Annotated in this window: 20 protein-coding genes and 1 tRNA gene; 12 read left to right on the forward strand and 9 right to left on the reverse strand. The window is 42.0% G+C overall.

Annotated elements, in window-relative coordinates; all coding sequences use genetic code 11:
- Window positions 1-39: 39 nt before the first annotated feature.
- Both ACFS5N_RS16490 and ACFS5N_RS16495 read right to left on the reverse strand, forming a co-directional pair.
- Entirely contained in the window at window positions 40-3,522 is a 3,483-nt protein-coding gene (locus tag ACFS5N_RS16490; protein WP_377188063.1) for a carboxypeptidase regulatory-like domain-containing protein, read from the reverse strand.
- Between the two features lie 121 nt (window positions 3,523-3,643).
- Window positions 3,644-3,717 (reverse strand) — tRNA-Arg (locus ACFS5N_RS16495).
- 372 nt (window positions 3,718-4,089) lie between these two features.
- On the opposite strand from ACFS5N_RS16495, the gene ACFS5N_RS16500 reads away from it, so the two are divergent.
- The gene (locus ACFS5N_RS16500; protein WP_377188066.1) at window positions 4,090-4,950 is read left to right on the forward strand and encodes a BadF/BadG/BcrA/BcrD ATPase family protein; all 861 of its coding nucleotides are present in this window, start codon (window positions 4,090-4,092) and stop codon (window positions 4,948-4,950) included.
- A 172-nt stretch (window positions 4,951-5,122) separates the two neighbouring features.
- Here the strand turns inward: ACFS5N_RS16500 and ACFS5N_RS16505 are convergent, their stop codons facing one another.
- Entirely contained in the window at window positions 5,123-5,815 is a 693-nt protein-coding gene (locus ACFS5N_RS16505) for an NUDIX hydrolase (protein ID WP_377188069.1), read from the reverse strand.
- A gap of 129 nt (window positions 5,816-5,944) precedes the next feature.
- Here ACFS5N_RS16505 and pfkA point away from each other — a divergent pair, with 129 nt between their 5' ends.
- The 4 genes from pfkA (at window position 5,945) to ACFS5N_RS16525 (ending at window position 10,070) form a co-directional block, all read left to right on the forward strand.
- A complete protein-coding gene (gene pfkA, locus ACFS5N_RS16510) occupies window positions 5,945-6,931 on the forward strand; it encodes a 6-phosphofructokinase (protein WP_377188072.1) in 987 nt (328 codons plus the stop codon).
- Window positions 6,931-7,779, forward strand: a complete 849-nt coding sequence (locus tag ACFS5N_RS16515) for a hypothetical protein (RefSeq protein WP_377188074.1) — start codon at window positions 6,931-6,933, stop codon at window positions 7,777-7,779. Before pfkA ends, ACFS5N_RS16515 begins: the two co-directional genes overlap by 1 nt.
- Window positions 7,780-7,785: 6 nt before the next feature.
- Window positions 7,786-8,781: a type I glyceraldehyde-3-phosphate dehydrogenase gene (gene gap / locus ACFS5N_RS16520; protein ID WP_377188077.1), complete on the forward strand. Its 996-nt coding sequence runs from the start codon at window positions 7,786-7,788 to the stop codon at window positions 8,779-8,781.
- Window positions 8,782-8,990: 209 nt separating this feature from the next.
- Entirely contained in the window at window positions 8,991-10,070 is a 1,080-nt protein-coding gene (locus ACFS5N_RS16525; protein WP_377188080.1) for an alpha/beta fold hydrolase, read from the forward strand.
- A 193-nt stretch (window positions 10,071-10,263) separates the two neighbouring features.
- Here ACFS5N_RS16525 and ACFS5N_RS16530 read toward each other — a convergent pair whose 3' ends face one another.
- Window positions 10,264-10,650, reverse strand: a complete 387-nt coding sequence (locus ACFS5N_RS16530) for a YtxH domain-containing protein (protein ID WP_377188082.1) — start codon at window positions 10,648-10,650, stop codon at window positions 10,264-10,266.
- Between the two features lie 197 nt (window positions 10,651-10,847).
- On the opposite strand from ACFS5N_RS16530, the gene ACFS5N_RS16535 reads away from it, so the two are divergent.
- Entirely contained in the window at window positions 10,848-11,210 is a 363-nt protein-coding gene (locus tag ACFS5N_RS16535; protein WP_377188085.1) for a hypothetical protein, read from the forward strand.
- Window positions 11,211-11,329: 119 nt separating this feature from the next.
- Here ACFS5N_RS16535 and ACFS5N_RS16540 read toward each other — a convergent pair whose 3' ends face one another.
- The 4 genes from ACFS5N_RS16540 to ACFS5N_RS16555 form a co-directional block, all read right to left on the reverse strand.
- Entirely contained in the window at window positions 11,330-12,469 is a 1,140-nt protein-coding gene (locus ACFS5N_RS16540; RefSeq protein ID WP_377188088.1) for a GAF domain-containing protein, read from the reverse strand.
- A gap of 460 nt (window positions 12,470-12,929) precedes the next feature.
- Window positions 12,930-14,081: a diaminopimelate decarboxylase gene (gene lysA, locus ACFS5N_RS16545; RefSeq protein WP_377188091.1), complete on the reverse strand. Its 1,152-nt coding sequence runs from the start codon at window positions 14,079-14,081 to the stop codon at window positions 12,930-12,932.
- 90 nt (window positions 14,082-14,171) lie between these two features.
- Window positions 14,172-15,482, reverse strand: coding sequence for an aspartate kinase (locus tag ACFS5N_RS16550; protein WP_377188094.1), 1,311 nt, complete (start codon window positions 15,480-15,482; stop codon window positions 14,172-14,174).
- A gap of 342 nt (window positions 15,483-15,824) precedes the next feature.
- Window positions 15,825-16,322: a DUF892 family protein gene (locus tag ACFS5N_RS16555; protein WP_377188097.1), complete on the reverse strand. Its 498-nt coding sequence runs from the start codon at window positions 16,320-16,322 to the stop codon at window positions 15,825-15,827.
- A gap of 114 nt (window positions 16,323-16,436) precedes the next feature.
- On the opposite strand from ACFS5N_RS16555, the gene ACFS5N_RS16560 reads away from it, so the two are divergent.
- The gene (locus ACFS5N_RS16560; protein WP_377188100.1) at window positions 16,437-17,384 is read left to right on the forward strand and encodes a Smr/MutS family protein; all 948 of its coding nucleotides are present in this window, start codon (window positions 16,437-16,439) and stop codon (window positions 17,382-17,384) included.
- 3 nt (window positions 17,385-17,387) lie between these two features.
- On the opposite strand, the gene ACFS5N_RS16565 is transcribed toward ACFS5N_RS16560, so the two are convergent.
- Window positions 17,388-18,410 carry a glycosyltransferase family protein gene (locus ACFS5N_RS16565; RefSeq protein WP_377188103.1) on the reverse strand — a complete coding sequence of 341 codons (1,023 nt, stop codon included), beginning with the start codon at window positions 18,408-18,410 and terminating at the stop codon, window positions 17,388-17,390.
- Between the two features lie 266 nt (window positions 18,411-18,676).
- Here ACFS5N_RS16565 and ACFS5N_RS16570 point away from each other — a divergent pair, with 266 nt between their 5' ends.
- The 5 genes from ACFS5N_RS16570 (at window position 18,677) to ACFS5N_RS16590 (ending at window position 25,075) form a co-directional block, all read left to right on the forward strand.
- Window positions 18,677-19,726, forward strand: coding sequence for an acyltransferase (locus ACFS5N_RS16570; RefSeq protein ID WP_377188106.1), 1,050 nt, complete (start codon window positions 18,677-18,679; stop codon window positions 19,724-19,726).
- A 44-nt stretch (window positions 19,727-19,770) separates the two neighbouring features.
- Window positions 19,771-20,409, forward strand: a complete 639-nt coding sequence (locus tag ACFS5N_RS16575; RefSeq protein WP_377188109.1) for an START domain-containing protein — start codon at window positions 19,771-19,773, stop codon at window positions 20,407-20,409.
- Window positions 20,410-20,646: 237 nt separating this feature from the next.
- Complete coding sequence (locus ACFS5N_RS16580; protein WP_377188112.1) at window positions 20,647-23,394, forward strand: glycoside hydrolase family 2 TIM barrel-domain containing protein; 2,748 nt, start codon at window positions 20,647-20,649, stop codon at window positions 23,392-23,394.
- A 128-nt stretch (window positions 23,395-23,522) separates the two neighbouring features.
- Entirely contained in the window at window positions 23,523-24,305 is a 783-nt protein-coding gene (locus ACFS5N_RS16585; protein WP_377188115.1) for an ABC transporter ATP-binding protein, read from the forward strand.
- 11 nt (window positions 24,306-24,316) lie between these two features.
- The gene (locus ACFS5N_RS16590) at window positions 24,317-25,075 is read left to right on the forward strand and encodes an ABC transporter permease (protein WP_377188118.1); all 759 of its coding nucleotides are present in this window, start codon (window positions 24,317-24,319) and stop codon (window positions 25,073-25,075) included.
- Window positions 25,076-25,082 lie beyond the last annotated feature (7 nt).

Consider the following 25,082-nt stretch of genomic DNA (forward strand, 5'->3'; position numbering starts at 1 on the left):
GCGAAACCCTTTTCGGCGAAAGCTGCAAAGGGTTTTCTGTCATAATTCAACCTTGTAATGGTACACCAGCCGGCCCAATTCGCCGGCGGCATCAATACCTTCAATTACAACGCGGTAATTACCCGACCCATCGGCATTGTAAAAATCAATCGTCGCTTTGCCGGCAGCGTCGGTATTTACATAAGGGTCCCAGTAAATAGTGCTACGCAGATCGGGTTTGGGTATATCATTTGGATGATTATAACGCGGCGAGTAGAACTGCCTAACCTTATTGTATCCTTTTGGAGCAATGTTTACAATATTAGGGTAGTAATGTTTACGCTCGCTAGGTGGTTTGGTAACAATAAATAAAAAACCTGCCGGATGATCAGAGCCCTGACGTAACATATTAATTATGGCCTGATTATTTCTAACTACTTCTATTTTCGCTATATCCTCCAAATTCATGTCTGTTAGTGGGTCACCGGCTACGTGTGCACCATTTACAACAATTACGATTTCATTGCTGGTGCCATCTGTGGTTACCGGCCTAATATCCACCACTTTGCTGTTCCCAAAACTGTCAGTTTCAATTCTTAAATTTGAAATCCTGGCTTGGATAAAACTTTTCAAGTCAATGAAGCTGTCGGGATCCGGTATGGTATATATGTGATCTGCCGATTGCTCATCTGGAAGGCTAAACATTTCTTGCGTTACAATTCTTTGATTTTTTTTATTTCTCAACGCTTTAATATCAACCTGTTTCAAAACATGACCGGTTAAGTTAATTCTTTTGCCATCGTCCACCGCTTTTCGCAGGTTAGTATTAATGATAGCCGCATCGGCTGTGCTTGGCTTAATATTGACAGTAACACGCGGAAGGCTATCTAAGGTAATAATAGCGTGGTCAGAATTATTAGGTGCACGAGCCTGAATAGCAAATTTTGCGCTATCCGCAAATATCAAGCTGTCAAATTTAAAATGCCCGTTTTGGTCGGTTAGCATGCTTTTGTTAATACGCGCATTTATTGACACTAACGATACCACTGCTTTTTCCATCGGTTGATGTCGTAAATCGGTAACAACTCCGGATATGATATTGCCAAAGCCTTCGGCCTGGAAAGCTGGTTTAATGCTTACCACATCGTTTATAGCCTGCCACTCAAACCGACGATATCCTTGCGTAAGCATGAGGTTGTCTAAAGCCTTGCTTGTTAACGTATCTGCCGAGAAATAATAGTTGGGTTTTTCTACATACCCTTTAATATCTGAGGTAAGTAATAAATTAGAAAAAATGGTGCTTTCTGAATCTTCGTCTCCAGCTACTTTATTTTGATCGATCACCGCTACCGAGAAACTGCCATAGGCAGGCATGTCCTGATCATTTTTGATGTTCAGATTCAATTGCACATGTTCGCGGCTTTTATAAGTGGTTTGCGCGCTGTCAATGCTTATTTTTAGATTATCGTTGTTTTTAATAAATGCAATGCGTTCGTTTAAAGGGCGATTATTACTGTCAAAAATGGTGAACTGCGCTATACCGCTCGGGAAAGTTTTTGTATCCAGCCAAATGGAACTCATTGCGTTTTTTATAGTTATAGGCGACGCAAAGATTATCTCCCCACTGCTATGAACTATCAGGGTAATGGCGGATTGTTGTAAGTTCTGCGATGCCTGTATGCGTACCAGTATACTGTCTTTATTTGGCTGGTAAACATTTAATACATAGCCATCATTCAGCGCGTCAGGAAGTGCAATATCTTTTATAACACTGTCTGCAAGTTTTACATGAGCCATATAGGTTTTGCCAGCCAGGGGTCTTAGCAAAAAGCTACCCATACCCGCGTGCAAGGTGTTTACTACTGCTACCTCTTTGTTGTCGTTATCGGTAATTACGCCATGTATGTTAACACCTAATCCGTTGGTGCCGACGGCTTTAAAAGCAACTTTTGTGGTAATATCATTTACTAAATCGCCACTTTCCGGGAAAAATTGTATATCGGCTTGCTGATGCGAATTGTCTTTTTCAGGTTTTTTAAAATTTGCCGGGTCTATAACAGCAATAACATGATCAAAAAAGTAATCTGCACCCGTATTTCGCATCCATTGTGTATAGGCTCTGATCCGATAAGCGCCGGGCGGTATATCTTTATCTAAAACAATATCGCCGTCTGTCATGCCCGCAGTTACGGGGCGTTTTATAGTTTTTACGATGTGATTTTGCTGATCAACCAAATCTATATAAACTGAGCCGCTCAAGGCAGAAAGCTGATGCCGGCTACCAGTGGTGAGATAGGTTTTGAACCAAATGGTATCTCCGGTTGCGTAGTAGGGTTTATCCATATGCAGGTAAGCTTTTTCCTGCGGGATGCTATCTGTCCATTTTTGTAGGGCCGCTACCATAGGGTTAACTGAAAAGGCACGGTGAGCGGCAGGTGTGGTGATTGATTGATATTCAAGTGGTAATTGGTCGCCCACCCGGTATCTGGCCCAATAGCCATGAATGTAAAAATCGCGGTAGTCGGTATAGTTGCCCTGGCGGTCAACTACCGCCTGCTCATTCGCCAGCCTGAGTACAGATGCTTTTTTTTCAATAAAAATGCTTTTGGTATAACCTGTAGCATTCGAAGCGAAACCTATTGATTTTGTTGGGTCATACAAAACGTAAAGCTGATTGAATTTTAGAGAGATAAAGTTAGTATCAATGCTTGTAACGAGCGAGTCGAACTTTACCGGGCTGTTTTTTACAATGGCTTTAAATTGGTTATCTATAACACTGCCATCGTAACGCAGGCTTCCGTAACCGAACATAGGTTTGGTAATAAAGCCATTTTCTGCCGTGCTATTGCTATAAACAGATCGTAAAAAATGCATAAACGAACCCAGATAGGCATCTTCACGGTTTTTAGCCCGTTCTTTCCGCTGGTCGTCGGCACCGGTCAATTCTTCGAAATTACATTGGCCATTATAAAGTGCAATATCTCTGCGCGAATTATATTCGAAACCTTTAAGCAGATAACGGATTCTATAACCAAGTCGCTTGTTTTCTATTACCAGAAAATCGTCAGCATCGGCCATTAATACCCCTTTTTGTGTGCTGAAATTTATCAATTCGGGATTGAGAATAGTACAAGCTTTAGCATTTTCAGATGTGCCTAAAAAGTTTTCTTTAAATAGTTGGTAGTTTCTTTCCCAGGCGCGTTTATCGGTGATTACTTTATTTAGCAATATAGGTTTGGTTTGCATTTTTAGTTCAATGCTTACAGGTGCGTTCTTTATAACGATATCGCGTGTTACCGATGCATACCCGATCATCTGCACTGAAATCTGAAATTTACCTGGTAAAACATGTCCAAAATTAAAATGGCCATTTGTGTCGGTAGGCATCACCCGTTCCGAGCCGCCAATGAAAACCGTAGCGCCCCTAAGCGGTTGTCCACTTTCATTAACAACGATGCCGGATACGTTGTAATCTTGAGCAAAGGTGGTAACCGTTATAAATAGTAGGGGAATAATGAGTAAATAACAAAAGATGGTTTTCATAAGGCAGGTAATAGGCGTAGTAAATATACAACCTTGTTTAATCGGTTGCAATAGCTGCAAATTATAGAGTGGAATGCATAAAAAAAGCCTTAGATCACATGATCAAGGCTTTCAATAGGAGTGATCTCATTTGGATTCGAACCAAAGACCGACAGATTAGAAATCTGTTGCTCTATCCAGCTGAGCTATGAGACCATCACGAAATAGATTCGTGCTGCAAAGATGCAAAAATCCTATAAAATACCGAAGCCAATTTTAAAATAATCAAACCCTCCGTTTTGGGTTCAATTAGTCTTGGCAAATTGATAAATATTACATTTTGATATTACCAATATTAAGGATTGTAAAATTACGATTGACGCAATAAATCGCGTTAATCTTTAATTATTTAGCTTACAATTAATAATAATGCTGCATAGAAAATATAGCAGAATAGGGTTTTATTATTAAAAATTTAATCAACCCTTAATATAAAGCATAAGCTCGATCATATTTTTTTGGATACAAAGTGTAGGAAATACAATAAGAAGTTATACATTTAGCCCACTATTTTAAAAACTTAAAGGTATGATCATAATTGCTGACGGCGGCTCAACCAAAACGAACTGGTGTTTACTGAATGAGGAGGGTAAGAAAGTATACTTCAATACCGAAGGATATAACCCATATTTTTCAAGCGTAGAGTACATCATAAATTCGTTAAATGAAAGTTTACCTGCCGATTTGGAAAAGGAAAAAATTACAGAAGTAAACTACTATGGTGCCGGCTGCTCAACACAAGAAAAACGCGACCAGGTTAAAGAAGCAATGGCTGCAGTATTCACTAAAGCTACTGTAAACATTGGCCACGATTTATTGGCTGCTGCACGTGCATTACTGGGCCGCAACGCCGGTTTTGCTGCTATTTTGGGTACAGGTACCAATACCTGTATTTATGACGGTAAAGACATTGTACAAAACATTGATTCAGGCGCCTATATACTGGGCGACGAAGGAAGCGGTTGCTATATCGGAAAGAAATTACTGACCGACTATATACGTGGTTATATGCCCGAGGTAGTGAGGACCTTGTTCTGGGAAACTTACCAGCTTACACCAGATGATGTTAACGAGCAGGTTTATACCAAGCCTTTAGCTAACCGATTTTGCGCCAGTTTTAGCAAATTTGTTTACGACAATAACGTACACATTGAATATTCAAGAAATCTGGTGAGAACATCTTTTGAAGATTTCTTTAAAAACCTGGTAACTCATTATCCTGACTATCAAAAATATACTTTTAACTGTATCGGTTCGGTAGGTTACAACTTCCGTAATGTGCTGGAAGAAGTGTGTATTGAGAACGGTATGCAGGTGGGTAACATCATTCGTTCACCTATAGATAGCCTGGTTAAATTTCATCAGGAATTAGCTGCCGAATTAAAGTAATAAAAACAATAATCAAGAGTCAGGAATCAAGACCAAAACCAAACCGGAACTGATTTGAGACTAACAAAAAATGCAGATTATATGATCTGCATTTTTTTGTTTATAATAAAAACTAAATCTTTATTTCTAACCATTGTCTTGGCTCCTGGTTCTAAGCTCCTGACTCTAGAAATCACTCCCCCATTAATTCATTCTGAAATATCTTAGCGTACTTTCTTCGGTCAAACTTGTACAATTTAGCTGCGCGATAGGATACACCTTTTTGTTTTTCAACCAGTTCTTTCAGAAATCCGTAGCTCAGCATCTTTTTGCGGAAATTACGCTTGTCCAACTTTTTGTTCAAAATAGCTTCATACAAGGTTTGCAACTGCGTAAGCGTGAATTTTTCGGGCAACAAATCAAACGCTATAGGCTGATGATTTAAGCGGCGGCGTATTTTACTGAAACCGGTTTTAAATATCTCGGCATGGTCAAAGGCCAGCTTAGGTAAACTGTTAACCGGGTACCACACCGCGCGGCGGGCATAATGGCTAATCGGCCTCAGCTCTTTTTGTCCATTAATGCGTATCAGTGCGTAATATCCTACGGTAATTACCCGGCCTTGCGGGTGACGGTTAACTTCGCCAAATGTATGAAACTGTTTCATTTGCAGGTCCCGCAAACCGGTTAGCTCATAAAGTATGCGATCGGCAGCGTCGTCAAGGCTTTCATCTTGTTGAACAATGTATCCAGGCAGAGCAAACCATCCGCTGAAAGGCTCTTCATTACGTTCAATTAAAAGTATTTTTAGTTCGCCGGCCTCAAACCCAAAAATCAGACAGTCGATACTGAAAATCGACTCAAAAGTGGGTAATTTCTCTTCCAAAATAGCGTTGTAATTAAGATGTTATTTTATTTAGATAAATGCTTTACTGCCACCAAAAATAAATAAAAATAAATTTAAGAGTGTAATTTTCACACCTTATATTCGCGTAAAATTTTTTTGAACAAAAAGATGAGTAAAATTTCGAAAATAGGAGTACTTACATCAGGTGGCGATGCGCCGGGCATGAACCCGTGTATTCGTGCCGTTGTACGTACCGCTATATTCAACGGATTAGAAGTTGTTGGTATTAAACAGGGCTACAAAGGGATGATTGAGAACGATATGTACGAAATGGGTACCCGCTCTGTAAGTAATATTTTAAATTTAGGCGGCACCATTTTAAAAACAGCGCGTTGCCTGCCTTTTCGTACCGACGAAGGTATGGAAACCGCTTATCAAAACATTAAAGCACGAGGTATTGACGGCTTAGTAGTTATAGGCGGCGATGGTACTTTTACCGGTGCCCTGCGTTTTTCGCAAAAATATCCTGATGTGGCCGTGATTGGCGTACCAGGAACTATTGATAATGACCTTTACGGTTCAACCTATACCTTAGGTTTTGATACCGCTACCAATACCGTAATTGAAGCTATTGACAAAATTCGGGATACGGCCGATTCTCATGACCGTTTGTTTTTTGTTGAAGTAATGGGCCGCGACTCGGGCGCTATTGCTTTACGCGCAGGCATCTCCTGCGGTGCTGAGGCCATACTGTTACCTGAAAAAGAAACTGCTTTGACAGATCTGATCGAACATCTTAAAAACGGTGCAACTAATAAAAAGTCGTCAAGTATTGTAATCGTTGCCGAAGGTGATAAAACCGGCGGTATTTACGACCTGGCTAAGGCTGTTCAGCAGGAGGTTACTCACTATGACATTAAGGTTACCGTGTTGGGCCACTTACAACGTGGTGGTGCGCCGAGCAGCTTTGACCGTGTATTGGGCAGCCGTATGGGTTTTGCTGCGGTTAATGCGTTGATAGCCGGACATAACCAGAAAATGGTAGGTCTTGAAGCCAACCATATCAAATTGACACCTTTAGACGAAGCGTTAAGCCATCACGATTTTAAACTTGAGTCTGACTTGTTACAAATGATGGACGTTTTATCCATATAATGATAGCAGTTGTTTATAGCGGATCAAACCATGCAGACTGGCGCTTGTCAGACAAAGGACGGACTGTTTCCTCGTTCAGAACAAATGGTATCAACCCCTATTTTATCGATGAAAAACACATCGTACAACTGTTAAACAAAAATATTAACCTGATTCATCACGCCGAAGAATTAAAACGAATTTACTTTTTCGGTGCAGGGTCATCATCAACCGAGCTGCAGGCTATCGTCCATAATGCTTTGGCTTCGTTCTTTAAATTTGCTAAGATTACCGTATCGCACGACATAGAAGGTGCTGCCATAGCATGTTGTAAAAATACGCCGGGCATCATTGGTATTTGTGGCAGCGGATCAAACGCAGCCTGGTACGACGGCCGTAAAGTAAAGCCTAACAACTACGGTTTGGGCTATATTTTAGCCGATGAAGGGTCTGGCAACTGGCTTGGACGTGAGCTTATTAAAGGTTTCATGAATGAGACGTTGCCTGAGCACCTCCGCAAGAAATTTGTGCACAAGTATGAAGCCGACAGAAAGACTTTGCTTGAAAAGGTATATCGCCAAAAACAAACTGCTTTGTATTTAAGCGCATTTAGCGAATTTTATATCGAGAATGCAGGCGATGAATATCTTAAAAGCGTCATAAAGCGCGGTTTTAATTTACTTATAAACACATACTTGTTACCTTTACATAAACAGCATCCGCAGGCGCCGCTTTATTTTGAGGGCTCGGTTGCTTTTGCGTTTCAGGATTATCTGCAAGAAGCTACCGCTGAGGCTGGTTTGACGATAGCAGGTATTATAAAAGAACCTATAAACAATCTATTAACGTATTATTCAAATAAAAATTAAAAAATCATGAAAATAGGAATTAACGGTTTCGGCCGTATCGGTCGCCTTGCTTTCAGAGCTGCAGTTGAAAGACCCGACATTGAAGTTGTTGGTATTAATGATCTTGTTGAGCCGGATTATATGGCTTACATGTTAAAATACGACTCAACTCACGGTCAGTTCAAAGGCACAATTGCTGTTGAAGGCGGTCATCTGGTTGTAAACGGTAAAACTATTCGCGTAACTGCTGAAAAAGATCCTGCTAACCTTAAATGGAGTGAAGTAGGTGCCGAGGTGATCATCGAATCAACCGGCTTATTTCTGACTCAGGAGAGCGCACAAAAACACATTGACGCTGGTGCTAAAAAAGTAGTAATGAGCGCACCTGCAAAAGACGATACCCCAACGTTTGTTATGGGTGTAAACCATAAACTGTTGAAAGCTGATCAGAATATAGTATCAAACGCTTCATGTACTACCAACTGTTTAGCACCAATTGCTAAAGTGTTAAATGATAAATTTGGTATTGAAGAAGGTTTGATGAGCACTATCCACGCGGTAACTGCTACTCAAAAAACTGTTGACGGCCCGTCTGCAAAAGACTGGAGAGGTGGTCGTGGTGCTTACCAAAACATCATCCCTTCATCAACCGGTGCTGCTAAAGCTGTAGGCTTGGTATTGCCTGAATTGAAAGGTAAATTAACCGGTATGTCTTTCCGTGTACCAGTTGCCGACGTTTCGGTGGTTGACTTAACTGCACGTTTGAAAACCCCTGCTACTTACGAGGAGATCAAAGCTGCCATGAAAGAAGCTTCAGAAGGCGAATTGAAAGGTATCCTGGGTTACACTGAAGACGAGGTTGTATCTGAAGATTTTAAAGGCGATGCACGTACATCAATTTTTGATGCTAAAGCAGGTATCGCTTTAAACAACAACTTTGTTAAAGTTGTTTCCTGGTACGATAACGAGTGGGGTTACTCAAACAAATTGATCGACCTTGTTCAGGAAATCGGTAAATTATAATCGAACACGTTAATATAATTGGAAAGCCGCTGAGTAATCAGCGGCTTTTTTTGTGATACCGCGTGGGGTGTCACCCTGAGGCCCTCGAAGGGTGAGCGTAGGGAATGGAACGTGTTGACTGGTCTTTGCCCTCATGCTTCGACAGGCTCAGCGTGACACCCTTTGTTTAGTTAATTGCGTATATTAGTCATACACATTAACTGCACCACATGCTTAAAAACTCATTACTCATCGCATTATTATGCATAGCCATCACTGGCCGTGCGCAAATCAAATATCCCACACCGCAGGAAAGCGACTACATTGCCAAAGACTTCAAATTTGAAAGCGGCGAGACCTTGCCCGAACTGCGCTTGCATTGCATCACCGTCGGCAAGCAACACAAGGATGCCAAAGGCCAAACGGATAATGCAGTGCTTATCATGCACGGCACCACCGGCGACTCAAAAGGGCTTATTGGTATTGAACGTTTCTCAAATACCTTGTTTGCGCCGGGAGCGGTTTTGGACGCTAATAAGTATTACATTGTTTTTGTAGATGGCATAGGTCACGGTAAATCTAGCAAGCCCAGCGATGGTCTGCACATGAAGTTTCCGAAGTATACTTATAATGACATGGTGAAAGCGCAATACTTGCTTGTAACGCAGCATTTGGGCATTAATCACCTGCGTTTGGTTATGGGTACCTCAATGGGTGCTATGCACACCTGGGTTTGGGGCTACACTTACCCTGATTTTATGGATGCACTGATGCCGCTGGCCAGTAACCCGGTGGAGATTGCCGGCCGTAACCGAATGATGCGCAAATTGGCTATTGACATGATTGAGAATGACCCGGCGTGGATGGGCGGCGAATATAAAGAGCAACCTAAAGAAGGCTTATTAGGGGCTACCGCTTGCCTGTTATTTATGGGTAGCAGTTCATTGCAAATGCAAAAAGCAGCTCCAACCCGCGAACAGGAAGATGCCCTGCTGGCCCGCACAGAAGAACGGTATTATAAGATACTCGACGCAAATGACGTGATTTATGCTTTTGATGCGTCACGATATTACAACCCGGCTCCTCATTTGGAACAGATCAAAGCGCCGCTGTTTGCAATTAATTCAGCGGACGACGTCATTAATCCCCCTGAACTGGGATTGATTGACAAAGAGATTAAACGAGTACCTAAGGGGCGATATATACTGCTGCCAATTACCGATAAAACATCTGGCCACGGCACGCACTCCAACCCGACTATATGGGGCGATTATTTGAAGGAGTTGATGTCGGTGTCTGAGAAGAAGTAAAAAATAATCGGCTTGTCATCCTGAGCGATAGCGGAGGATCTTATACGATTTACTTGTTCGCAGCTCGCTTGAATAAGATTCTTCGCTATCGCTCAGAATGACAAGCTGGGCAAAATCGTTTTAAATAAAAAAGCCTCTGCATCGCGCAGGGGCTTTTTTATAATTAACTGTTCTTATTATTATTTGCGAAGTTTTATGCCTCCTGGATAGAGTCATTCACATCGTTAGCTGCGCTTTTTACTTTTGATTTTGCGCGTTCAATATGATCTTGAGCCTGGTCTGCAATATCATTGCCTCTTGAGCGAATTTCGTCAGAAACGCCGTCTCTGTAATTGTACAGGTCGTCTGCCGCGTTGCCAAATTTTGATTTTGCTCTTTCATACATGTCATTGCCATAATTTTTTATCTGGTCGGACACTGAACGTGCCCCGTCTTTTGCTTTCCCTGCAAGGTCATCAGCATAACCTGCCAGGTTGCCTCTGGTTTCTTCACCACTGCCGGGAGCAAATAATAATCCTAATACCGCGCCTGCTGCAGCACCCACTAAAATTGCTGCTAAAAGTTTTGATTGATCTTTCATGGTTTTCATTTTTATGTAGCCGACAGGTTATTACAACAACGGTGCCAATAGATTAGACATGATAAAAAATCCAAGGCGGTGGCGTAAAGCTGTAACAAATACAATACGGAAGTGACTTACATGTAACACAAAATAATACAATACTTTATTGGCTCGTTATAAATCGTAATTTTACCCGTACGCATAAATTAATGGATATGAAAAAGTTTATCATTCTTACAGGTTTAATAATAACAACAGCCGGCGCTAAATTATTCGCCCAAACTAATATTACCGCCAAAGACGCCGCCAAACACATCAAAGAAAAAGTGGTGGTGACTGACCAGGTTTACGGTGGCAAGTTTTTAAGTAATGGCGGTATTACACTGATTGATGTCGGCGGAGCTCACCCTAATGAAGCTTTAACGCTTTTAATTAAAGGAGATGATCGTAAAAAATTTAAAGACGCGCCCGAAGAAGCTCTGAAAGGCAAAAAAGTGATTATTACCGGCGAAGTTATTGATTACAAAGGCAAGCCGGAGATTGTGATCACAGACCCAGCCCAAATTAAAGTGCAGTAATGAGGTTGAATAGTTAATAGTGAGCATTGGGTCTATAAAAGTGGTTTTCTGATAGTCATCATCATCCCTTATTGGTATTCACTGCTCACTATTTCCAATTCTATACTGCCCACTCCCTATCAGGCTACAATAGCCAATTGGTTGCCAATAGTACTTTCTGAATCTTTAACTATCTCACGTATTTTAACGTCGAGTTCATTTACGGTATGTTCGAGAATGTCAAAATATTCAAGGCCCGCACTTTTCTGTTCCAGCTTAAGAAGCGCCATAATACCCAATAGGGATGCAACAGGCCGCCTTAGCTCATGCGATTGTATGATGGCAATACGTGTTAAGGCAGCATTCTGGATATTGATTTGATATTCCTGATTCTTACGCTCGGTAATATCTGTCGAATTTAGCGCTACGCCTATAATGTTTTTGATACTGTCTTTTATTGGTACAAACTCCAGTTCTTTCCAGGCTGCATTTTCTGTGTCCGGACGCATATGCCACTCAAACTTGATGGTTTTGCCCTCAAATGCTCTGCGAAAGCACTTTGCAAAAGCTTCTGTCACTTCAGGGTCGGCATACTCCAGCACAGAAGCTCCTATCTCTAATTTTTTGCTGTAAGCGTGTCGTACAAATACTGCCGAAGCACGATTAAAAGCTACAACCTGCAAATCTTTATTTACCAGTATGTGCGTATGCTTAGAGCTGTTGAAAATAGCGTTAAGCTTTAGCTCAGACTCAGCAATCAGAACTTTTTGCTTTTCAGTTTCGGTTTGGTGCTGTTCTTTGTCGCGGCGCGCATAATTTAGCTCCAGCATATTCATCACTTGTTTTGATAAAATGCGCAGCGTGTTTTTTTGAGTTTCGTTTAAATGGCGGGGTTTAAAGTCGACAATGCACAAGGCGCCGATAGCATAGCCATCTGAGGTTGTTAAGGTTGAACCCGCGTAAAAGCGAATGTTCGGCGCTCCGATAACCAATGGGTTGCTTATAAAACGTTCATCTAATAATGTATCGCTAATGATATGCAGATCGTTTTGCAATATAGTGTAATTGCAAAATGATATTTCACGGCCGGTGCAATCAATATCCACTCCCTTGCTGGCTTTAAACCATTGGTTGTCCCGGTCAAGCAAGGTTATTAATGCAACCGGGGTGTCACAGATCTGGGCAGTTAGTTCCACCAGTTCATTCAGGTCTTTTTTCAGGGCATCATCAAGCTGCATAAATCTGCTGACAGCATTCAGGCGATTGAGTTCATTGCTCATTTACGTAGGAGTGTTTGGAGTTAAATGCTGTTGTAAAATTTATTATAGATACGTTTCGATATATCCGTTAGTTTTCGAATTTAGCTTCAAAATAATGCTCTTTGCGTAACTTTTATGGTACAATTGTTTCTTAATAGTTACGTATTAACTATTGATAAATAGTCGTCGTGAGGTTGTGTGTCAATTATTGTATCGCAGGCAATTGTGCTTAACCTATATGAAAAATAACCATCTGGTATTGTCGACTATATTAGCACTATCTGTTCGTCATGTACGCCATTGTATTTGCCGGCAATCTATCTCAGGATATAGCTTAGACGCGCAAATCGGCATTATTTGAAGTTTTGACCATGATTAATGATTTTAGGATAGCCTGGATTTGATTTCGTAATTAATCTGTTAGATTAATCCTGTCGATGACTATAGAAATCAAGGCAATGCTAAAATCCTTTAATCACGGTTAGACAGAATATAAACTCTGTACCCTGTCCCTCAAATTATAACCTGAAGCCATAACTTCGCCATATGCGCCAGCCGTACGTACGGCAATCAAATCGCCTCGAAACGATTCGGGTAATTCAACATCCTTGCGGAAACAGTCGGTGCTTTCGCATATGGGGCCCACTACATCATATTTCAGATCGGCAGCGCCGGTGCGACTAACATTTTCAATTTCATGATAAGCCTGGTAAAGCATGGGGCGTATTAACTCGGTCATGCCAGCATCCAGCACCAGGAAATTCTTTTTCTGTCCGTTTTTAACGTACAATACTTTTGAAACCAGCGACGCACATTGAGCAACTAACGCACGCCCCAGTTCAAAATGTACTTCCTGATCGGCACGGACGTTCAGAAAATCTTTAAAAACTTTGAAATAGCTTTGAAAATCGCTGATGTTGTTAGTGTCCGGATTGTGGTAGTCTACCCCCAAACCGCCACCTGCGTTTAATATTTTTACTGTAAAGCCGTGATCTTCAAACCAGGCTGCAATTTCGTTTATGCGTATGCAAAGGCTTTTGTATACCTCCATATCGGTAATTTGCGAGCCGATATGAAAGTGCACACCCATAAACTGTATGTTTTTGCAGGCGCGTAAGGCTTTCAATACATCGTCCAGCTGCCAGGTGTTAACGCCGAATTTGTTTTCGTCTAAACCAGTAGTAATAAAGTGATGTGTATGGGCATCAACATTTGGGTTTATTCGGATAGCCACTTTAGCGATTTTGCCTTTTTTTTCGGCCAGCTCATTAATAATTTCAAGCTCCTGTACAGATTCTACGTTGAAGCAGAAGATATCAGCGTCTAAAGCAAAGTTGATCTCTTTGTCTGATTTACCCACGCCTGCGAATACCACCTGGTTGTTTTTAAAACCATAGTCTATAGCTGCCTTAACCTCGCCGCCGCTTACGCAGTCGGCGCCAAAACCAAACGACTGGATCATTTGCAGCACTTTTGGGTTAAAGTTGGCCTTTAAAGCATAATGAACATGAAAGCCATAGCGTGACGATGCGTCATAACAAGCCTGCAACGTTTGGCGAAGCATGTCCAAATCGTAATAGTAAAAAGGTGTTTCGGCGTTTTTAAAACGGGTAATGGTATCTGGAGTGAACATTATTGGTAAGTCAAAATTCAAAATTAAAAAGTCAAAATCCGGAGTCGATATCAAAGTATTAACCCGAAATCGAACATCCGAAATTCGATATTAGAACAGTCTGCTGTGTAAACTTCTCAAAGCCTCTACTTTATCTTCGGTTTTTACCAAAACAGATAGGTTGTGGTTGCTCCCGCCGTACGATATCATGCGTAACGGCAAATGTTTCAACGCCTCTAAAACGCGCGAACCAAACCCGTGTTTATCGGCAGCGAAATCGCCAACTACGCAAATAATAGTTTGATCGGTATCTACCTCAACATCGCCAAAGGTTTTCAGTTCACCTAATATCTCTTCAAGATGCGTAGTGTCATCTATAGTTAAAGATACAGCCACCTCTGAAGTGGTGATCATATCTATCGATGTTTTATATCGCTCAAAAACCTCAAACACACGACGCAGGAAACCGTAGGCCAGCAGCATGCGGCTTGAGTTAATTTTAATGGCGGTAATGCCATCTTTAGCGGCTATTGATTTGATTTGGTTCTTCTCACTATCTGTAGTGATTAATGTGCCCTTAGCCTGCGGGTCCATTGTATTAAGCAGGCGCACCGGTATTTTATATTTTTGCGCCGGAAAAACGCTTTGCGGATGCAATATCTTTGCGCCGAAATAAGCCAGTTCGGCAGCTTCATCAAATGACAGCTGGGCAATAGGCCTGGTACCCTGAACAATACGTGGGTCGTTATTGTGCATGCCATCAATATCGGTCCATATCTGCACTTCTTCGCTGCGAATGCCGGCACCAATAAGCGACGCCGTATAATCGCTGCCGCCACGGCGCAGGTTATCAATTTCACCGAATGAGTTGCGGCAAATATAACCTTGTGTAATGAATAGCTTATTATCAGGCGCTGCTTCCAAAAGCGGGGTTAAATGAGTTGTAATGAAATCTACATCCGGTTCATTGTCCTCGTCTGTCTTCATAAAATCTAACGCAGGTAACAAAACTGATGGCACACCAATTTCTTTCAGATAAACATGGTATAGCGTTGTAGATAATAACTCGCCTTGAGCCAAAACTATCTTGTCCTCAACAGGTGTGAACAGATCGTTCGCAAAATTGCTCAGCAAACTAAAATGGTAATCAATCACCTCTTTACCTTGTGCTAAAAACTCAGGCTGGGCAAACAGGTCGTTAATGAAGCCTTCGTACTTGCTTTTTAAAACAGCAATTAATTGAGTAGCCTTTGGCTTATCGCCGGCTAAATAAGCCTGGCCAATTTCAACTAAACTGTTTGTTGTACCCGATACGGCCGACAGCACGATAATTTGCCTTTCAGAAGCATCAATAATGTCCAGCAGCTTTTTCATCCGCTCGGGACTGCCTACTGATGTTCCGCCAAATTTTAAAACTTTCATTTTATAGTTCTTAAACACAATTGCTACCTGATATCTATCGCATCAGCGTTAGCGGCGTTAAAATTAGGATTTTAGCGCCTATTAATTGCATTAAAGATCACAAAAAGTGTATGGCTGAAATGCGCTTTTTAATCCTTTTAGCCCACTTTAATAGTCAAGAAACATTGCGAAAATGTCAAAATACTGACTAACTCGTCAGAATTTGAAAAGAGTACGCGCTATTTTTTGGAGCTGGTTATTTTATTACTTTACTTTACAACAGGTTATTTTAATAGGGGTATTAAATAGCTATAACCAGCCGCTTGTGTAATTACAAGCGGCTTATTTTTTTACAGGTCTTTTCTATTTGATATACTCTTTAGTAATAAGGTTGAATAACTCATCATTATCTACATTTTCATCAAAACATTCTGTTAGTAATTGTTCTATATGATCGTAATTAAGGCGGTTGGCTACGGTTTTGAGCAAGCCGTAAGTTGTAATATTGATATTTTCCAAAATCTGCACGTAAATTATCAGATCCATATCATTCAATATTGATAGCTCATGTTTTTCGTTCAGGCAAAATTCTTCTTTAACAATAGCCTTAATGGGGTTGCAATTTTTGTCTGAAGGATATTCGCTGATCACATCATAGATCTTGTCCATCCGGGCAATTTGTTTTTTTACGTCTTCCCAAAATTCAGTCATGCCTAACTGCAATGTTTTAAATGAAGCCATTTCAATTAAGTTGGGCATTTTTTGATCCAGATATCGTTTTGCAAAGTATAGGCGATTCAAATTGTGAACAAATATTTTGAACAGGGTTTGTCCGTCGGCGGTGTCGGGTATGTTTTTCATGGTATAGTGCTTAAATAGAAGTGCAAGAAGCGACAATACTAAAACAATTAAAAAACGGAATGTTTGCCTTTATGGATTTATATACGGTAGCTTTGTGCCCATAATTTTGCAGCTATGAAATATAAATTAGGCGATTTTGTGCGATTTGTTGATGAGAAGATGGAAGGTTTCATTACCCGCATTATTGACGACCAGATGATAGGCGTAACCGGCGAAGATGAATTTGAAATACCGGTACTGGCCAGCAAAGTAACACTGGTACACGGCTACAAGCCCGCCGGCGCAGACGCGCAACAAGTAACCGGTAACGAGCCTCAAACACCTCAGGGTGAATTTAAAACCAAAGGTGTTTACCTGGGTGTAGTGGCCGATGCCAAAGCAAATTCGGTAGTTCATTTTCACTTACTCAATGATACCTCGTTTCAACTACTTATTACACTTACAACCGATAAGCAGGGTTTTAAAGGCGAGTATGCAGGCATCGTCGCGCCAAAAACGGCCACTAAAATATATTCAGCACAGTTAGCCGATCTGCAGCTATGGCCTAAGTTTCTGCTCAATATACTTTATTACACTACCCAAAACGTAGAAGCGCCTCCACCATTAACCTTTAGCGAGAAATTTAAGGCGAAAGATTTTTCGGGCAGCAAAAAGAATTTGCCGTTGATAAATCAGCAGGGCTGGTTAATTCAGGTAGATGAGCCGGAACTGGTTATCGATGCGCAAAAGTTGAAGGAAAGTTTTTTCAAATCGCCAGAAGAAAAGGTGGCGATTGATAAGCCGCAACGCGAAGTCGACCTGCACATCGAAAAACTGCGCGACGATTATCAATTTTTAAACAGCACCGAGATACAACGTATCCAGATGGCACATTTTAACAAAGCGTTAGACGCGGCGATTGTACATCAATTGCCCGATATAGTTTTTATTCATGGCACAGGTAACGGTGTGCTGCGTCACGAGATACAAAAGGTGCTTAGCAAACATCCTAAAGTGCAAACCTTTATGGATGCCTTGAAAGAGAAATTTGGTTATGGGGCTACACGAGTAGTTCTGAAATAATAATTAAGATGCTGTTAGTTGTGCCTTATGGTAGCTGGTTTGGGCGTACTCTTCAAACAGCAGGTCGAGTATTTGCTGCGTGTTATCAGGATAGTTTACCTTGATCACCTTCCCGTTTTGCAGCCAGTCACGGATGGTATCGTAATGTTTAGGTTTTAAGCTTTTGATAACGGGCACCCCCATTTCACGCAACAATTCTGCATTTAATTGTTGTTCGTACTGGTTTTTCATCGGGGTAACCATTAGTTTCTTACCAAGAAACAGCGCTTCGGCCGGTGTCTCAAAGCCGCCGCCGCACAATACCCCGGCGCTTTGTGCCATGCTGCGCACAAATGCTTTATTCTCAATAGGTTGTATGGTTACGTTTTTCTGGGTAAATGTTTTTTTGTTATGTTTTGAGAAAACGTCCCAGGTAATGTCCGGGAACTCGGCTAAACGTTTTACCAGGCGCTTATCATCGTAAGCCGGCAGATAAACGGTATAATGTCCTTTATTGCTTATAGGCTGCTCACGTACCTGTTGGCGTATAACTGGAGTGAATATGTTTTTATCTAAAGCCTTAAAGTGAAAACCGTAATTGGCGGTCACAGGTGCATAGTTTTTCAATATCAGTCTGCCTATCATATCAGCATCTGCAGGTACAGGCGCTTTTTCGTGCAGTACCGCTGCCTGGTGGCTCAAGCCAATGCAAGGCTTATTTTTTAAATAACAAGCCCAGGCCGATACCGGTTCAAAATCGTTGATTACCAGATCGTACTTGTCAATCGGCAAATTTTTTATCTCTTTGATAAATTTCCTGAAGCGTGATTTCATGAACGACGCCCACAAATCAACCCCGCCCGATTTACCAAAGATAAATCCAAACCCATGCAATTTATACTTAATAGGGAAAGGCAGGTTCAAATCGCCCTGTATGCCACTAACCAGTACATCAACATCGCCCATTTTTTTGAGCAAAGGTACAATGTCCATCGATCGGCTTAAGTGGCCGTTTCCCGTTCCCTGTATGGCATATAAAATCTTCATGAATTATAATGAGAATGTTTGAGCGATAAAATAGTTTTAAAAAAATAAAGAGAGCCTTTTGCGCTCTCTTTACTATTAACTGATCTTATTAGTTCAATGAAAAAAGAACGATTGGTTAGTACATCATCTGAATAATGCTACAAAAGTAAAGGTGTAATGTTAAGCATTGATTAACTTAGTGTTAGTTGTGTGCCAGATTAACATTTGTTAGCCATTCATTTCATATGCACCAAATATATTACTTTCGCTCAACAGCATTTTAACCCATGGCACCGGCAACCCCCAAAAACATTGATTGGATAAACAGCCTCAGGCTTATAGCCTTGCTGGCCGTGATTGTGCTGCATGTTTCGGCGATACCGCTTGGTCAATATGGCCACATCGATATTGATACCTGGCTTACAGCCGATTTTTATAACGCGCTGGTGCGCTTTGCCGTACCTGTATTTGTGATGATAACCGGCGCGCTCACCCTACACCGGGATTATGAACTTGGAGCTTTTCTTAAAAAACGGCTAAGCAGGGTAGTGATTCCTTTTATTTTTTGGAGCCTGGTGTATGTTTGGTACTCCTGGTATATAGAGATTCTTGTATTTACAGGCAATTGGTGGGCAGATAGCAAACTGGTGCTGCACCAGTTAAAATACAGCGCATCGTACCATTTATGGTACGTATATATGCTCATTGGGCTTTACTTCGTAATACCTGTTATCAGTATATTTGTGCGCAATGCTACCAAGCGCCAACTGGAATATTTTTTGGCGATGTGGTTTATTGCTATGCTGCTTACACAACCCGGGATATCACGCTTTAACCCACAGGTTGATATCCATTATTTTAGCGGTTATGCCGGTTATCTGGTGTTAGGGCATTACCTTACTTTCTGCGTTAATTATAGCAGGCGGCTACTGATTACTATATGGTCTATGTTCTTTAGCTTGCTGATAATTATCACGATAAGTACTTATTTTATGTATAAGTACACCACTTGGATTACACTGCTTTATGAGCCGCTTGGCCCACCTGTGGTGTTGCTGGCCGGTAGTGTATTTTTGTTAGCAAGATTTACCAAAATGCAATTGCCTGGCTTTATTATTAAAGCCAAAGACTTTGCTTGTACCTATAATTATGGCATCTATTTAAGCCACGCATTAATACTTTATTTCCTGGATGACCCTTTTGGTATCAGCTTTAAATTATGCACATCAATTTTGAGTATTCCGCTTACGGCTGTTATTTGTTTTGGAATATCGTTATTGTTGGTATGGCTATTGAGTAAGTTGCCGGTGTTTGGCAAATGGCTTGCCGGTTTGTAAATGGCACCGTTTAAGCCTACAGCATTGAATATAAAATTGAACAAATGAAATTAAAACTACTTGCTTTCTTTGCCTTAACCTTTACGGCCAACATGGCGCTTGCGCAAAGCAATTGGACCTTTAAAACACAAAGCGGCGATATTAAAGTTTACGTGGATAAAGAATCGCCGATGAAGGTTAAGCCTATTAAGGTTGAGAGTACTTTTAGCGCAACCCCTGTTCAGCTAGCGGCTATTTTACTGGATATAAAAAATTACCCGGATTGGGCATACAAAATCAAATCGGCAGCTGTGGTAAAACAGGTTTCGGCAACAGATCTGTATTACTATGCAATAGTAGACATGCCGTGGCCAGCGCAAAATCGAGATTTTGCCGCACATATAAGTGTCACACAAGATCCGGCTACCAAGGTAATAACCGTCGACGCGCCCTCAATAGCCGACCTTGTGCCGCAAAAGGAAGATTTGGTGCGCGTTAAAAAATCAACCGGTAAATGGATATTAACGCCAGACGGCGCCCACCAAACCAAAGTTACCTACTATCTCACGCTTGAACCTGATGGCGGCGCGCCTGCCTGGATCATCAATATTTTTGTTTCTGACGGACCGATGCAAAGTTTCAAAAAGCTTAAAGAACAGGTGCAGAAACCGGCATACAGGAATGTGGCGTTGCCGCTTAGGTAGCCAACGTAAAACTACCCCAGGTTGTCATTTCGACCAACGGGAGAAATCTATACACATGCTAAGCATAACCTCTATGAACGGGTGTATAGATTTCTCGCTACGCTCGAAATGACAACGTGTTAATTATATAGAGGCTTTCTTCAACATTCAGATTACGCAATCGTTGGCGTAGTTTTTACTTCTAAGACAGGGCAGATATGGTTAGCTTAGCCCAACAAACCAATTGCTGTTAAATACATGAAGAAGTTTTACATAGCCTGCCTGGGCTTATTGATGTCTCTTAGCTCGTTTGCGCAACATACTATTGTTAAATATTTGTCGGGTACCGATAAAGATCATACCGTGCAATGGGATTTCTTTTGTACCGAAGGCCGTAACAGTGGCGTCTGGACAAAAATTGCCGTACCGTCGTGTTGGGAACTGCAAGGTTTTGGCACTTATAATTACGGTGGCGACAAAGATAAAGCTCACGAGAGCGGCTTGTACAAACACCAGTTTATGGCTGGCCTGTGGACCGGTAAACGCGTATTTATTGTTTTTGAAGGATCAATGACTGATACTAAAGTGATGATCAATGGCAAACAAGCCGGACCGATCCATCAGGGTAGTTTTTACCGGTTTAAATACGATATTACCGATCTGGTAAAATTTAATACTGAAAATTTATTAGAGGTAAGAGTCGATAAAATGTCGGCTGAATCATCAGTAAATGATGCAGAACGTAACCGTAGTGATTTTTGGGTTTTTGGCGGGATCTATCGCCCAGTTTATCTGGAGATAGTGCCCGAAACTTATATAGACCATACTGCTATCAATGCCGGGGCCGACGGCTCTTTCCGAATGGATGTTTACGCCAGCAATCTAAAAGGCGATGAAATAATTGAGGCTCAGGTACAAAAAACAAATGGCCAGAACGTAGGTAAACCAATTGTGGTAAAGGCCGACCCGTCTGCCGGTCATCTGGAAGTAAAAGCTAATTACAGCAGACCGGCTTTGTGGAGTTCAGAGTTTCCAAACCTGTATCAGGTAATCGTCAGTATAAAAAATAAGCAGGGCACAGGACACATTATCAAACAGAAATTTGGTTTCAGAACCATCGAAGTGCGCCCGCAGGACGGCATATATGTTAATGGCGCGAAAACTATTCTGAAAGGCACCTGCCGACACAGTTTCTGGCCTGAAACCGGGCGAACCTTAAGCTATGCTGTACAGGTGGCAGACGTAAAGTTAATGAAGGATATGAACAACAACGCCGTACGGATGTCACATTACCCGCCTGATCAGGATTTTTTGAACGTTTGCGACTCGCTGGGCCTTTATGTGCTGGACGAGCTTACCGGCTGGCAGTCTAAATACGATACCGTGGTTGGTCATAAACTGGTTAAAGAAATGGTAATCCGTGATGTTAATCACCCTGCTGTTTTGTTTTGGGATAACGGTAACGAAGGCGGCTTTAACTTTGGCCTTGATAATGACTATGCATTATACGATCCCCAAAAACGCGTGGTGTTGCACCCCTGGTCAAATTTTCATAACGTGGATACACATCATTATCCGGACTATAGTTATATCGAAAAAACGGTTAACACAGGTAAGGACATCCTCATGCCAACCGAATTTATGCATGGCCTGTATGATGGAGGCGCAGGTGCCGCACTCGAAGATTTTTGGAGTAAGATGATGTCTTATCCGCATTTAGGGGGCGGTTTTATCTGGGCTTTTCTTGATGAATCTGTGATCCGCACCGATAAAAACAATACTTACGATGGTAACGGTAACCGCGCACCTGACGGTATCCTTGGCCCGCACCGCGAAAAGGAGGCGAGCTTTTATACAGTGAAGGAAATTTGGTCACCGGTTTACATCAAGCCCGAGCCTATCGACGAAAAGTTTGATGGTAAGATACCTGTAGAGAACCGATATGTATTTACCTGGCTAAGCCAGTGTAAGTTTGTGTGGAAACTGGCTAAACTACCATCCGCGCAAGCGAAAACAACATCTGCTATTATCAACTTAACAGGCAAGCCATTGCCACTGGAGTTGGCTCCGGGGCAAAAAGGAGTATTAGATTTACATTTACCTGCTAACTGGGCAAGCAATGACGCTTTGTATCTTACCGCTTACGGCCCGCATGGTGAAGAGCTCTGTAGCTGGAGCTGGGCTATTAAATCGCCGCAGGCAATTGCTAAAGCCCCTGTTATAGCAAATGGCGCAATAAGTCATGTGGAGCAGGGTGATGAGTTGATAGTTTCTGCCGATGGCAAAAAATATTACTTTAACAAAAGCACCGGTTATATTGAAAAGGTAGTTAAAGGCGATAAAACCATCTCACTATCTGGCGGGCCTGTACTTGCCGGCGTAAATACAACGCTTAAAGACTTTACGGCTAAAGCCGAAGGCAAGCAATTTATTATCCAGGCTAATTATACCGGCGATGCCACCATGCAGGTAAAATGGACCTTTGCGCCTGGCAAACGCGTTAGGCTCGATTACACTTATAGCCAAACAGGCGATGCAGATTATATGGGTATCACTTTCAATTATCCTGAAGCAAAAGTGACCGGTATGAAATGGATGGGCCGCGGGCCTTACCGTACCTGGAAAAACCGGGTGCCGGGACAGCAATTTGGTGTATGGCATAAAGACTATAACAATACTATTACCGGCGAAAACTGGGGATATCCTGAATTTAAAGGCTATCACGGCGAATTAAACTGGGTTGTGCTGGAGAATAAGGAGTCGCCGTTTACGGTTTATACTGATACCCAAAATATGTACCTGCAAATGTACCGCCCTGCCCGTGAAATGGATGCGCTGAAAAATAACAACGTTGAGCCGCCTTTTCCTGACGGCAATATTGGTTTCCTGAATGCCATCAGCGCCATTGGTACCAAGTTTCAGGCAGCCCGGCAAATGGGTCCGCAGAGCCAGAAAACACATGCTGATGGCACACCGTTAAGTAATACATTATGGTTTGAATTTTAGAGATAGTACTCCTGCCACATGTCATGCCGAACAAGTTCGGCATCACGCGTTAATGGTATCTCCCAATTTTTTCCTTTACAAAATGTAATTATCTTGCGGTATCTCACTCTAACAACAAAACGAATAAAATGAATACTGGGCAAGATCAATACATTTTGAAAGTAGAAGGTTTGGCTGTCAGTTACGGCAGTTTTGAAGCAGTAAAAGATGTCAGTTTTAATGTATTGCAAGGCGAAATTTTTGGGTTACTGGGGCCTAACGGCGCCGGCAAAACCAGTACGTTAAGCTCGATAGAGGGGCTGGTGAAATTTAAAAGCGGCAGCATTAAACTAAATGATTATGACGTACAGCAGCAACCCCTGCAAGCCAAAGCCTCAATGGGCGTACAGCTACAGTCAACCAGTTTTCAGGCTGAACTGAATGTTGCCCAGATACTGCAGTTATACTCAGGAATATATGGGGTACCGATGGATGCGGATCAAATAAAAACGACTTTAAGGGAGATAGGTTTGGATGAAGCTGGTAAAAAGAAATACAGCCAGTTATCCGGCGGCCAACAGCAACGTCTGTCGCTAATTATTGCAACTATTCATAACCCAAAATTAGTTTTGCTGGATGAGCCGACTACCGGCCTCGACCCGCAATCGCGCCGCCAGTTATGGGAGCGTATAGAGGCTATAAAAGCGCGCGGTCATGCTGTGTTGCTAACTACGCACTCTATGGAAGAAGCAGAAGCGGTATGTGATCGGATAGCTATTGTAGACCATGGGTGTGTAATCGCCATTGATACCCCGCAGGCCCTGGTTGACAAACATCGAGACGACCCGGAAGTTATCGCCGTATCGCGCCGTGGTAAAGTAACTTTAGAGGATGTATTTATCGGCCTTACCGGCAAAGCGGTGAGGGCTTAATTAATTACAATATGGAAAATAATAACGTCAGTATACCCAAAACTTCAACGGTATTAGCTACCCTATTCAGGGCCGATGTAGCCACGCAGGTTAATAACCGCCGTTCGGTAATGATCACCCTGGTGGTGCCCATCATGATCATGATATCTTGGAAAAGCTTCGCCCAAAAAGTAGGTGGGCCTTATGTACTGTCGTCTGCAATAGGTATCGGTTTGATATCTATCGGCCTGATGGGCTATTCTCTTGCACTAGCGCGCGACCGTGATAAAGGTGTTTTTCAGCGCTTGCGTGTAGCACCTGTGCCAGCTTGGGCAATTATGTTTAGCCGTATTAGCATTCAATTGCTGATGATTATGATCCTGAACCTGGCCATTTTTATTGTAGGTGCCCAGGTTGATAAAGTGACTTTGTCGGCAAGTGGTTATGTGGCGGCATTTTTTACCGCTTTTATAGGTGGCGCAGTATACCTTAGCCTTGGCCAGCTGATTGTCGGCTTAATTAAGAGTTTTGAAACGGTAAACGCAACCGTGCGCCTTGTATATTTTCTGTTTATTATGATCGGGATGTTTGGCGAGCTGGGTTTGCTGGGAGAATATGTTAAAAATGCGATCCATTGGTCGCCTTATGGCTCGGTAAAAATAATGCTTGCAGGCAGTATGAACCCCGATAAATGGGACGCCGATGCTACCCAAGCCCTACTGTTATCGCTGGGATATATTGTGGTATTTTCGGCGGTTGGTATTAATAAGTTTAAGTGGAGTACTAAATAGATTAAAA

The sequence above is a fragment of the Mucilaginibacter ximonensis genome (assembly GCF_042686265.1).
GTDB lineage: Bacteria > Bacteroidota > Bacteroidia > Sphingobacteriales > Sphingobacteriaceae > Mucilaginibacter > Mucilaginibacter ximonensis.

Coding starts and splice junctions, on each gene's coding strand:
- pfkA (WP_377188072.1), top strand. CDS start 5,945: ATGAGTAAAATTTCGAAAATAGGAGTACTTACATCAGGTGGCGATGCG.
- ACFS5N_RS16590 (WP_377188118.1), top strand. CDS start 24,317: ATGGAAAATAATAACGTCAGTATACCCAAAACTTCAACGGTATTAGCT.
- ACFS5N_RS16585 (WP_377188115.1), top strand. CDS start 23,523: ATGAATACTGGGCAAGATCAATACATTTTGAAAGTAGAAGGTTTGGCT.
- ACFS5N_RS16535 (WP_377188085.1), top strand. CDS start 10,848: ATGAAAAAGTTTATCATTCTTACAGGTTTAATAATAACAACAGCCGGC.
- ACFS5N_RS16575 (WP_377188109.1), top strand. CDS start 19,771: ATGAAATTAAAACTACTTGCTTTCTTTGCCTTAACCTTTACGGCCAAC.
- ACFS5N_RS16500 (WP_377188066.1), top strand. CDS start 4,090: ATGATCATAATTGCTGACGGCGGCTCAACCAAAACGAACTGGTGTTTA.
- ACFS5N_RS16540 (WP_377188088.1), bottom strand. CDS start 12,469: ATGAGCAATGAACTCAATCGCCTGAATGCTGTCAGCAGATTTATGCAG.
- ACFS5N_RS16580 (WP_377188112.1), top strand. CDS start 20,647: ATGAAGAAGTTTTACATAGCCTGCCTGGGCTTATTGATGTCTCTTAGC.
- ACFS5N_RS16560 (WP_377188100.1), top strand. CDS start 16,437: ATGAAATATAAATTAGGCGATTTTGTGCGATTTGTTGATGAGAAGATG.
- ACFS5N_RS16530 (WP_377188082.1), bottom strand. CDS start 10,650: ATGAAAGATCAATCAAAACTTTTAGCAGCAATTTTAGTGGGTGCTGCA.
- ACFS5N_RS16555 (WP_377188097.1), bottom strand. CDS start 16,322: ATGAAAAACATACCCGACACCGCCGACGGACAAACCCTGTTCAAAATA.
- ACFS5N_RS16550 (WP_377188094.1), bottom strand. CDS start 15,482: ATGAAAGTTTTAAAATTTGGCGGAACATCAGTAGGCAGTCCCGAGCGG.
- ACFS5N_RS16525 (WP_377188080.1), top strand. CDS start 8,991: ATGCTTAAAAACTCATTACTCATCGCATTATTATGCATAGCCATCACT.
- ACFS5N_RS16570 (WP_377188106.1), top strand. CDS start 18,677: ATGGCACCGGCAACCCCCAAAAACATTGATTGGATAAACAGCCTCAGG.
- lysA (WP_377188091.1), bottom strand. CDS start 14,081: ATGTTCACTCCAGATACCATTACCCGTTTTAAAAACGCCGAAACACCT.
- ACFS5N_RS16515 (WP_377188074.1), top strand. CDS start 6,931: ATGATAGCAGTTGTTTATAGCGGATCAAACCATGCAGACTGGCGCTTG.
- ACFS5N_RS16565 (WP_377188103.1), bottom strand. CDS start 18,410: ATGAAGATTTTATATGCCATACAGGGAACGGGAAACGGCCACTTAAGC.
- ACFS5N_RS16490 (WP_377188063.1), bottom strand. CDS start 3,522: ATGAAAACCATCTTTTGTTATTTACTCATTATTCCCCTACTATTTATA.
- gap (WP_377188077.1), top strand. CDS start 7,786: ATGAAAATAGGAATTAACGGTTTCGGCCGTATCGGTCGCCTTGCTTTC.